The 9328-nt window shown below is 66.5% G+C and carries 10 protein-coding genes and 1 tRNA gene; 8 read left to right on the top strand and 3 right to left on the bottom strand.

Annotated features, from left to right (window positions below; all coding sequences use genetic code 11):
* A partial coding sequence (locus tag Q0316_RS02260) for an FYDLN acid domain-containing protein (protein ID WP_298669058.1) occupies nucleotides 1–180 on the bottom strand: 180 nt, incomplete at its 3' end.
* Between Q0316_RS02260 and aroA the strand changes: the two genes are divergently transcribed.
* The 8 genes from aroA to Q0316_RS02220 all read left to right on the top strand — a co-directional run bounded on the left by aroA (nucleotide 172) and on the right by Q0316_RS02220 (nucleotide 7580).
* Nucleotides 172–1512, top strand: coding sequence for a 3-phosphoshikimate 1-carboxyvinyltransferase (gene aroA / locus Q0316_RS02255; protein WP_298669056.1), 1341 nt, complete (start codon nucleotides 172–174; stop codon nucleotides 1510–1512). The two genes, Q0316_RS02260 and aroA, sit on opposite strands and share 9 nt — an antisense overlap.
* A complete protein-coding gene (locus Q0316_RS02250) occupies nucleotides 1503–2492 on the top strand; it encodes a proline iminopeptidase-family hydrolase (protein WP_298669054.1) in 990 nt (329 codons plus the stop codon). Before aroA ends, Q0316_RS02250 begins: the two co-directional genes overlap by 10 nt.
* Nucleotides 2489–3130: a d(CMP) kinase gene (locus tag Q0316_RS02245; protein WP_298669051.1), complete on the top strand. Its 642-nt coding sequence runs from the start codon at nucleotides 2489–2491 to the stop codon at nucleotides 3128–3130. The genes Q0316_RS02250 and Q0316_RS02245 overlap by 4 nt, the downstream gene beginning before the upstream one ends.
* A gap of 290 nt (nucleotides 3131–3420) precedes the next feature.
* Nucleotides 3421–5130: a 30S ribosomal protein S1 gene (gene rpsA, locus Q0316_RS02240; RefSeq protein ID WP_298669048.1), complete on the top strand. Its 1710-nt coding sequence runs from the start codon at nucleotides 3421–3423 to the stop codon at nucleotides 5128–5130.
* Nucleotides 5131–5290: 160 nt separating this feature from the next.
* Complete coding sequence (locus Q0316_RS02235; protein ID WP_298669044.1) at nucleotides 5291–5572, top strand: integration host factor subunit beta; 282 nt, start codon at nucleotides 5291–5293, stop codon at nucleotides 5570–5572.
* 38 nt (nucleotides 5573–5610) lie between these two features.
* Nucleotides 5611–5694 (top strand) — tRNA-Leu (locus Q0316_RS02230).
* Nucleotides 5695–5714: 20 nt separating this feature from the next.
* A complete protein-coding gene (locus Q0316_RS02225) occupies nucleotides 5715–7151 on the top strand; it encodes an ABC transporter substrate-binding protein (RefSeq protein WP_298669041.1) in 1437 nt (478 codons plus the stop codon).
* Between the two features lie 6 nt (nucleotides 7152–7157).
* On the top strand, nucleotides 7158–7580 hold the full coding sequence (locus Q0316_RS02220; protein ID WP_298669038.1) for a DUF4112 domain-containing protein: 423 nt from the start codon (nucleotides 7158–7160) through the stop codon (nucleotides 7578–7580).
* Between the two features lie 9 nt (nucleotides 7581–7589).
* Here Q0316_RS02220 and Q0316_RS02215 read toward each other — a convergent pair whose 3' ends face one another.
* Together Q0316_RS02215 and Q0316_RS02210 are read right to left on the bottom strand one after the other, a co-directional pair.
* The gene (locus Q0316_RS02215; RefSeq protein ID WP_298669035.1) at nucleotides 7590–8786 is read right to left on the bottom strand and encodes a DUF1343 domain-containing protein; all 1197 of its coding nucleotides are present in this window, start codon (nucleotides 8784–8786) and stop codon (nucleotides 7590–7592) included.
* Nucleotides 8783–9310 carry a DOMON-like domain-containing protein gene (locus Q0316_RS02210; protein WP_298669030.1) on the bottom strand — a complete coding sequence of 176 codons (528 nt, stop codon included), beginning with the start codon at nucleotides 9308–9310 and terminating at the stop codon, nucleotides 8783–8785. The genes Q0316_RS02215 and Q0316_RS02210 overlap by 4 nt, the downstream gene beginning before the upstream one ends.
* Nucleotides 9311–9328 lie beyond the last annotated feature (18 nt).

Genomic DNA, 9328 nt, shown 5'->3' with positions numbered 1-9328 from the left:
CTTTTCGAGGTCATAGAAACGCGTCGCGCATTTCGGGCACGTACGCTTCGTGCCCCATTCCGGCTTGATCATGCCGTGCAGAACCTTTCGGATGGGTGTTTCAACAGGCCGTCCCTGCGAAGAAGCGCGCGCCTTGCCATAGCATAACCCGGCTGGCAAGGCCGCGCGAACATGGTTCACGCTGCCCCCCAACCCGTCACCGTCACCGCCGCCGCCGTCCTCCGGGGCAAAATCCGCGTTCCCGGCGATAAATCAATCAGTCATCGCGCATTGATGCTTTCCGCGCTCGCGGTAGGCGAAAGCCGGGTCGAGGGACTATTAGAGGGCGAGGACGTGCTCGCCACCGCCGCCGCGATGCGTGCGATGGGCGCGCGGATCACGCGTGGCGAGGATGGCATCTGGCGCATATATGGCGTCGGCGTGGGCGGCCTGCTTCAACCAGAATCCGCGCTGGAGATGGGCAATTCCGGCACGTCCACCCGCCTGCTGATGGGGCTGGTCGCCACCCACCCGATCACCACGACCTTCACCGGAGACGCCTCGCTCTCGGCGCGACCGATGAAGCGCGTGATTGATCCGCTATCCACGATGGGCGCGCAATTCACCGCCTCGCCCGGCGGGCGGCTGCCGCTGATGGTGCGCGGGCTCTGCCCCGCCGTGCCGATCGGCTATACGCTGCCGGTGGCGTCCGCACAGGTGAAGTCGGCGATCCTGCTCGCCGGGCTCAACACGCCGGGCTCCACCCGCGTGATCGAGCCGATCCCGACGCGCGATCATAGCGAGCGGATGCTCGCCGGGTTCGGCGCGGCGCTGAGCGTCGAGGAATCACCGCAGGGGCGCATCATCTCGATCACCGGCGAGGCGGAATTGAAGCCGCAATCCATCGTCGTGCCGGGCGATCCTTCGTCCGCCGCCTTCTGGCTGGTCGCCGCGTCGATCGTGCCGGGCAGCGATGTGGTGGTGGAGAATGTCGGCATGAACCCGACCCGCAGCGGCATCGTCATCGCGCTCCGGCTGATGGGCGCGGACATCACCGAACTGAACCCGCGCACGGTGGGCGGCGAGCCGGTTGCCGACCTGCATGTGCGCCACGCGGCGCTCAAGGGAATAGAAGTGCCGCGAGAACTCGCGCCTTCGATGATCGACGAATATCCCGCGCTGTTCGTCGCCGCGGCTTTCGCCAGTGGCCGCACCATCGCGCGCGGCGCGGAGGAGTTGCGCGTCAAGGAATCCGATCGCATCGCCGCGATGAAGGCGGCGCTCGAAGATAACGGCGTGGCGCTGATCGAGCATGAGGATGGCCTGTCGATCGACGGCACCGGCGGCGATCCGATTCCCGGTGGCGCGCGCGTCGCCACGAAGCTCGATCACCGCATCGCGATGAGCATGGCGATCGCCGGGCTTCACGCGCGCGCCGCCGTGATGATCGACGATGCCGCGCCGGTGAGGACGAGCTTCCCCACCTTCTTCGAATTGCTCGAATCGCTCGGGGGAAATGTCGCGTGGGACTGATCGACAGGCGACTGCTGCTCGCCGGCGGGCTGGCCACACTGCTGCCGCTGCCCGCGATGGCGCGCGGGCTGGCAAGCTATCCTGCGCCGACCCGCGAGGAAATGGTGCTGGTCGAGGGCGGGCGCGTCTATGCCCGCGTCAACGGCGACCTCGCCGGCCCACGCGCGCCGCTGCTGCTGATCCACGGCGGCCCCGGCGGCACGCATGACGCGCTGCTGGAAGCGCTGCCGCTGGCCGACGAGCGCGCGGTGATCCTCTACGACCAGCTCGATTCGGGCCGGTCGGACCAGCCGAACGATCCCGCCAACTGGCGCGTCTCGCGTTTCGTGGACGAGGTCGATGCGATCCGCCGCGCGCTCGGCCTCACCCGCTGCCATGTGCTGGGGCATAGCTGGGGCGGCACGATCGCGCTGGAATATGGCGCGCGGCGCCCGGCGGGCCTGGCAGGTCTCGCTCTCGCCAGCCCGCTGATCGCGACCAGAAGCTGGATCGGCGACGCCAACATCCTCGTTGACGCCCTCCCCGCCCCGATCCGCGACGAAATCCGCCGCTGCGAGGCGCTCAAGGCCCCGCAGCCGGCCAGTTGCGCGACGGCGAGCAAGGCGTTTTACGCCGCCTACAATGGCCGTGAACCAGCATCGGACGCGCGGCGCGCCTATGCCAGCGCCGTCGGGGGCCACGGTTTCAACGCGCGGCTCTATGAAACGATGTGGGGGTCGAGCGAGTTCGTATCGACCGGCACGCTGAGAAAATATGACGGCGAGCCGCTGCTCGCCAGGCTCGATGGGAAGCGCACATTGTTTATTTGCGGCCAATATGACGAAGCCCGCCCGGCGACGATCGGCAGCTATGCCGCGCGCGTGCCCGGCGCCGAATTCGCGGTGATCCCCGGCGCGGCGCACAATATCTTCGGCGATCGCCCGGAGGAGACGATCGCGGTGCTGCGCGGCTGGCTCGCGCGGCAGGATGCGCTGGCATGATTATCGCGGTCGATGGGCCGGCGGCATCCGGCAAGGGCACGATCGCCAAGGCGCTCGCCAAACATTATCACCTGCCGCATCTGGATACCGGGCTGCTTTATCGCGCGGTGGCGGCGACGGTCGATCGACTGGGGCTCGATCCGACGCGCGAAGCCGATGCGGTCGCAGCCTGTGGGTTCGATGACCTGACGCTGGCCGATCCGGTGCTGCGCGATGGCGAGATCGGCAAGCTCGCCTCCGTGGTGTCGGCGCATCCGCTGGTGCGCGCCGCGCTGTTCCAGCGGCAAAAACGCTTCGCGCACCAGGAAGGCGGCGCGGTGCTCGACGGGCGCGATATCGGGACCGTGATCGCGCCCGATGCGGATGCCAAGCTGTTCGTGAAGGCGACGCCGAACATCCGCGCGCGCCGACGCCACACAGAGCTTCATTCGCACGGCTCCACCATCAGCTTCGATCAGGTTCTGGCCGACATCCGCGCGCGCGATCAGCGCGACAGCACGCGCAGCGCGGCCCCGCTCGTACCCGCGCCCGATGCCGCGCTGCTCGATACCAGCTTCCTGTCGATCGAGGCATCAGTGGAGAAGGCGATCGCGCTGGTTGAGGAACAGCGCGCGCGAAAGGCGGCAGCGAAGGGCTGAGTGGGCGGCGAACCGCCATGCGCGAAGCCCCATCGCGCCCCACCGCATCCCACCGCCATTTGCTTGTGGATAACCATCACTTGAGCTAAGGGGCGCCGGTCCGGCAGGCTGGGGTCTGCGGGGGCACGGCGGAGAGGCTATCCTCTCGCGCCCTTTTCGCATTGGCGTCTTGGCCCTCTCACCCCCCCGTCCAATGGATGCCGCATCGACATGGGGTCGGCGCGGCAGTGAAGGCCAAGACCAGCGGATTCAACCGTTTGGCCGGAAACGACTTAAGGAACTCTAGCTTTATGGCCTCAATGCCAACCCCAACCCGCGACGATTTCGCCGCGATGCTCGATGACATGTTCGGCGGCGCCGACAGCTTCGAGGGCCGCGTGGTGCACGGCACCGTCACCGGCATCGAAAACGACATGGCGATCATCGACGTCGGCCTCAAGAGCGAAGGCCGCGTGCCGCTGCGCGAATTCGCCGCCCCCGGCCAGAAGGCCGAGCTTAAGGTCGGCGACGAAGTCGAAGTCTATGTCGATCGCGTCGAGAACATGCACGGCGAAGCGATGCTGTCGCGCGATCGCGCGCGCCGCGAAGCCGCATGGGACAATCTGGAAACCGAATTCGCCAAGACCGCGCGCGTAGAGGGCGTGATCTTCGGCCGCGTGAAGGGCGGCTTCACCGTCGATCTGAACGGCGCCGTCGCCTTCCTGCCCGGCAGCCAGGTCGATATCCGCCCGGTGCGCGATGTCACCCCGCTGATGGATATCCCGCAGCCGTTCCAGATCCTGAAGATGGATCGTAAGCGCGGCAATATCGTGGTCTCGCGTCGCGCCGTTCTGGAAGAAACCCGCGCCGAGCAGCGTTCGGGCCTGATTCAGTCGCTGCACGAAGGCCAGATCATCGACGGCGTGGTGAAGAACATCACCGATTACGGCGCCTTCGTGGATCTGGGTGGCATCGACGGCCTGCTCCATGTCACCGATCTGAGCTACAAGCGCGTCGCCCATCCGAGCGAGATGATCAACATCGGCGACACCGTGAAGGTGCAGATCATCCGCATCAACAAGGATACGCAGCGCATCTCGCTCGGCATGAAGCAGCTCGAAAGCGATCCGTGGGATGGCGCGGGCGGCAAATATCCGGTCGGCGCGAAGCTGTCGGGCCGCGTCACGAACATCACCGAATATGGCGCGTTCGTTGAGCTGGAAGCCGGCATCGAGGGCCTCGTCCACGTCAGCGAAATGTCCTGGACCAAGAAGAATGTCCATCCGGGCAAGATCGTCTCGACCAGCCAGGAAGTCGACGTGGTCGTGCTCGAGGTCGATGAGGACAAGCGCCGCATCAGCCTCGGCCTCAAGCAGGCGCAGGCCAATCCGTGGGAGAAGTTCGCAGCCGAGCATCCGATCGGCTCGACCGTCGAGGGCGAAGTCAAGAACGCGACCGAGTTCGGCCTGTTCATCGGCCTCGACAGCGATGTCGACGGCATGGTCCACATGTCCGACATCGCCTGGGGCGTTTCGGGCGAGGACGCGCTGGCGCTGCACCGCAAGGGCGAGATGGTCACCGCCATCGTGCTCGATATCGACGCGGAGAAGGAGCGCATCTCGCTCGGCATGAAGCAGCTTGAGCGCGGCGGCCCGGTGGTCGGCGCGTCGGCGGCGGGCGATCGCCTGTCGAAGAACGCGATCGTCACCGTCACCGTCCTCGAAGTCCGCGATGCGGGCCTCGAAGTGCAGGCGGGCGACGATGGCGCGACCGGCTTCATCAAGCGCACCGATCTCGGCCGCGACCGCGACGAGCAGCGCGCGGAGCGTTTCCAGGTCGGCCAGAAGCTCGACGCGATGGTCACCGGCTTCGATCGTTCGAAGAAGCCCACCTTCTCGATCAAGGCGATGCAGATCGCCGAGGAGAAGCAGGCTGTGGCGCAATACGGCTCGTCCGATTCGGGCGCGTCGCTCGGCGACATCCTCGGCGAAGCGCTGAAGGCTCGCGAAACCAAGAAGTAATGTCGGCGAACCGGGTGGGATCTTTTCCCGCCCGGTTCTCGATCCGGCACAAATTTGTAAGATATCGTCGTTTCGGTCCTATTCCGACCCGCACTTTGCCTGTATTATCGCGACCGAATGGTTCCCGCGCGCCGCGGAGAATCGCACCTGAGGTTGCACTATGATCCGCTCCGAACTCGTCGAGCAGCTTGCCGAGGCCAACCCCGAGCTTTCGTTGCGCGAGGTTGAGGCGCTCGTTTCCACCTTCTTCGATGAAATCGTGCGCCGGCTGGCGGAAAACGGCCGTGTCGAGTTGCGCGGCTTCGGCGCCTTCTCCACGCGCGCGCGCGATGCGCGCACTGGTCGCAATCCGCGCACCGGGGAGCTAGTTGAGGTGGATGCGAAGCGCGTTCCCTATTTCAAACCGGGCAAGGAAATGCGAATCCGGCTCAACGTCGCTTGACGTTCGCTTCCCGGTAGACTTCACGTCGCGGGCGATGCGCGGACGTGGCGGAATCGGTAGACGCTGGAGACTTAAAATCTTCTGCCATTGGCGTGCGGGTTCGAGTCCCGCCGTCCGCACCATCGCATGTGCCGCACTGGCGTTGATCGCCGGTTGCGACCGGCGCGCCGATATCGGCCCGGTCGTCGCCAGCGTGATCGGCACGGCGCCCCAATTGCGCGACGCCAGCCGCGGCGAAACCCCGGAAAGCGATCGCCTGCTGGCCGATTCGGTCGCGCAGGGGCTGGTGCGCTTCGATGCCACCGGCCAGATCGAGCCGGGCGTCGCCGAACGCTGGATCGTTACGGATGAGGGGCGAACCTATATCTTCCGCCTGCGCGAGGCGCGATGGTCCGATGGTCGCCCGGTCACCGCGCCCGAAGTGGTGGCGATCCTGAAACGCCAGATCGCGCCGGCCTCGCACAACCCCCTGAAGCCCTATCTCACCGCGATCGAATCGATCGTGGCGATGACGCCGCAGATCATCCAGATCGAGCTTTCCTATCCGCGCCCCGATCTGCTGAAGATCTTCGCCCAGCCCGAACTGGCGATCATGCGGCTGCGCGGGCCGGCAACCAGCGGCCCCGCCGGCAGCGGGCCGTTTCGCATCGCGCACCAAAATCCCCGCTCACTACTCCTGACGCCAGTGCGCGCGCTCGATCGCTCGCCCGACGAGGAACGGGAAAAAGTGCCGGAGGATGACGTTCGGCTGATCGGCGAAACCGCCGCACGCGCGATCACCCGCTTTGCCGCGCACCGATCGGACCTCGTCACCGGGGGCACCGTGCGAGACTGGCCGTTGCTCCAACTCGCCTCGCTTCCACCCGCCAATGTGCGACTCGATCCAGCGGGCGGGTTGTTCGGGCTGGCGATCGTGAAGCGGACGGGCTTCCTGGAGGAGCAGGCCAACCGCTCTGCCCTCGCTGGAGTGATCGACCGCGCCGCGCTCACCGCCGCCTTTTCCGCCGATTGGGCGTCAACCGAGCAATTGCTGCCCGATCAGCTCGATTCAGCCGCCGCCCCGGCATCGTCGCCATGGGTGGCGCAGGATCACGATAATCGCCAGCTACAAGCGGCCACCCGTATCGCGATATGGCAACGCAACCATCCTGGCCCGCTGCGGCTTCGCATCGCGCTTCCCTCCGGCCCCGGCGGCAACCTGCTGTGGGGGCGGATCGGCGCGGACCTGATCGCGATCGGCATCCAGCCGGAACGGGCGGCACTGGACGATCGCGACGCGGATTTGCGGCTGGTGGACGCGGTCGCGCCCTATGACAGCGCCCGCTGGTATCTGGCGGCGGCCTGTGCACCATGCGGCGGCGCCGCCGATCAGGCGCTGGAGGCCGCGCGCGTCGCCCCGACGCTTGCCGCGCGCGGTGACGCGATCGCCGCCGCCGATGCCGCGATCGCCGCCGATGTCCCGTTCATCCCGATCGCGCGCCCGCTGCGCTGGTCGCTCGTTTCGCTGCGGCTGCGCCAATGGCAACCAAACCCGCGCGCGTGGCACCCGTTGAACCACCTGAGGGCCGTCCCCAAGTGATCGGGCATGAACCAGCGCACCGCCCGCATTGACCCCGCCCTTCTGGATCGGCTGCCGCTCAGTCGCGATCCGGCGCACGTCCGCCAACGCGTCGAAGCGATGGAGAAGGTGCTGGAAGGGCTGTTCGTCGTGCCGGGGATCAACCGGCGGGTCGGGCTGGATGCGCTGCTCGGCCTCATTCCCGTCGTCGGCGATCTCATCGCCGCCGCGCTTGGCGCATGGATCGTATGGGAAGCCCGCAACCTGCGCATGAGCCGCTTCCAGCTCGCCCGGATGAGCGCACGCGTCGGGTTCGACGCGGTGCTCGGCATGGTGCCGCTGATCGGCGACGCGGCGGATTTCTTCTACCGATCGAACACGCTCAACCTGAAGACGATCAAGCGCCATCTCGACAAGCATCATCCATCGACGGTGACGATCGAGGCCTGAACCCGACCTTCAATAAAGCAGGAACCCGCGCCGTTCTTCCGCCCATGCCTGCTCGTCCGGCACGGCCAGCCCGTCTAGGTCCGCCGGTGCCGCCGCCGCGTCATCCACCCATTCGCGCAGCATCGTGCCGCCGTTAATCACGTCGATCGCGAGCTTGCCGAATTCATATTCATACGGAAAATCGCGCCATAGCGGATAATCGGGCCAAAGCCGCCGGATCGCCTTGAACGCCAGCGCTTGCAACCGCCACGGGCGGAAAGCGGCATCGTCATAAGCCGGGCCTTCAGCGTGGATGAACACGCCGGTGCAAAGCTGCCCGACATGCTTGTGGAAGGTCGGCTGGAACCAGAAATCACGTAACGCACAGCCCGCGAGCCATTGGGGCGCGAGCCTGCGCATCTCCGCGATCACCGCGCGCGCGTCGATATCGGGCGCACCGAACAGTTCCAGCGGGCGCGTCGTTCCCCTGCCCTCGCTCAGCGTCGTCCCCTCCAGCATCACCGTGCCGGCATAGGCGCGCGCCATATTGACGTTGGCGGCATTGGGGCTGGGATTGATCCACACACGATCAGCCGGCCAGCCATAGCCGGGCGCCGCATCGGGCCGCCACCCGTCCATCCCGATCACGCGATATGCCACGTCGAGCCGGAAATGATCGACGAACCAGCGCCCCATTTCACCCAGCGTCAGCCCATGCCGCATCGGCATCGGCCCTGCACCGACGAAGCTTTCCCAGCCGGCGCGCAAGGTCAGCCCCTCGATCGGCCGGCCGGCCGGATTAGGGCGATCGAGCACCCACACTTCCTTGCCGTGCGCGGCCGCCGCCTCCAGCACGTAAAGCAGCGTCGTGACGAAGGTGTATATGCGGCAGCCGACATCCTGGAGATCGACCAGCAGCACGTCGAACGTCCCCATCGACTGGCTGGTGGGTCGCCGCACCTCGCCATAGAGGCTGAACACCGGCATCCCGTAGGTGGGATCGGTGAAGTCCGGCGACTCCATCATATTGTCCTGAAGATCGCCGCGCACGCCATGTTGCGGCCCGAACACCGCGCTTACCTTCACCCCCGCCGCGATCAGCGCATCGAGGCTGTGCGTCAGATCGGCGGTGACGGAGGCGGGATGCGCGAGCAACGCCACGCGTTTCCCCTCCAGCGGCTTCCTGAGGCTCGCGTCGGCGAGCAGGCGATCAATCCCGAACTTCATGGCCGCCCCGGTGCCGCGAGCCGCGCGACAAAGCAATCGTCGTGGTGGAAATCCGGCGCGCGGGGGGGATGCGCCAGCGACCAAAAGGAACGCCTGCCGCCACTTTCCTCGATCACCGCCGTCAGCGCCACCCGCATCGGCGCGTCTCGCCGGCCGGCAAGCGCGCAATCGACCTCGACCCTGTCGCCGCCTCGCCTGATATGTGGCGGCCTCGGTTGTGACAGGTCGCGCATTCCCGTCCGATAACCGTCGAACGCATAGGCTGCCCATTGACCGGACGGGGAGAAATTGAACTCGAAATAACCCGTAAGATCAACAGGCTTAAGGAACAGTTCGAAGCACGTCGCCTTCCACAACCCATCCGTCCGGACCGGCAAGGCGGGCGCCGGCCAGACCATTTCCGCCGCGCCCTCGACTCGATAGAAAATGTCCAGCCGGTCGCCGCCATCGGTCAGTTCGACGGTCACCGCGCGCACGGCCAGCGGCGGAAATTCGGGATGCGGGATCAGGGTATAGTGCGCCATATGCGCAGCACCCTAGGA

It is taken from the genome of uncultured Sphingomonas sp., assembly GCF_937871615.1.
In the GTDB taxonomy this organism is placed as follows: Bacteria; Pseudomonadota; Alphaproteobacteria; order Sphingomonadales; family Sphingomonadaceae; genus Sphingomonas.
This window is presented reverse-complemented; position numbering and strand designations above follow the sequence as displayed.

What these genes read in the sequence shown, in the direction of transcription:
- aroA (WP_298669056.1), top strand. Translation starts at nt 172, where the DNA reads ATGGTTCACGCTGCCCCCCAACCCGTCACCGTCACCGCCGCCGCCGTC.
- Q0316_RS02245 (WP_298669051.1), top strand. Translation starts at nt 2,489, where the DNA reads ATGATTATCGCGGTCGATGGGCCGGCGGCATCCGGCAAGGGCACGATC.
- rpsA (WP_298669048.1), top strand. Translation starts at nt 3,421, where the DNA reads ATGGCCTCAATGCCAACCCCAACCCGCGACGATTTCGCCGCGATGCTC.
- Q0316_RS02235 (WP_298669044.1), top strand. Translation starts at nt 5,291, where the DNA reads ATGATCCGCTCCGAACTCGTCGAGCAGCTTGCCGAGGCCAACCCCGAG.
- Q0316_RS02220 (WP_298669038.1), top strand. Translation starts at nt 7,158, where the DNA reads ATGAACCAGCGCACCGCCCGCATTGACCCCGCCCTTCTGGATCGGCTG.
- Q0316_RS02215 (WP_298669035.1), bottom strand. Translation starts at nt 8,786, where the DNA reads ATGAAGTTCGGGATTGATCGCCTGCTCGCCGACGCGAGCCTCAGGAAG.
- Q0316_RS02210 (WP_298669030.1), bottom strand. Translation starts at nt 9,310, where the DNA reads ATGGCGCACTATACCCTGATCCCGCATCCCGAATTTCCGCCGCTGGCC.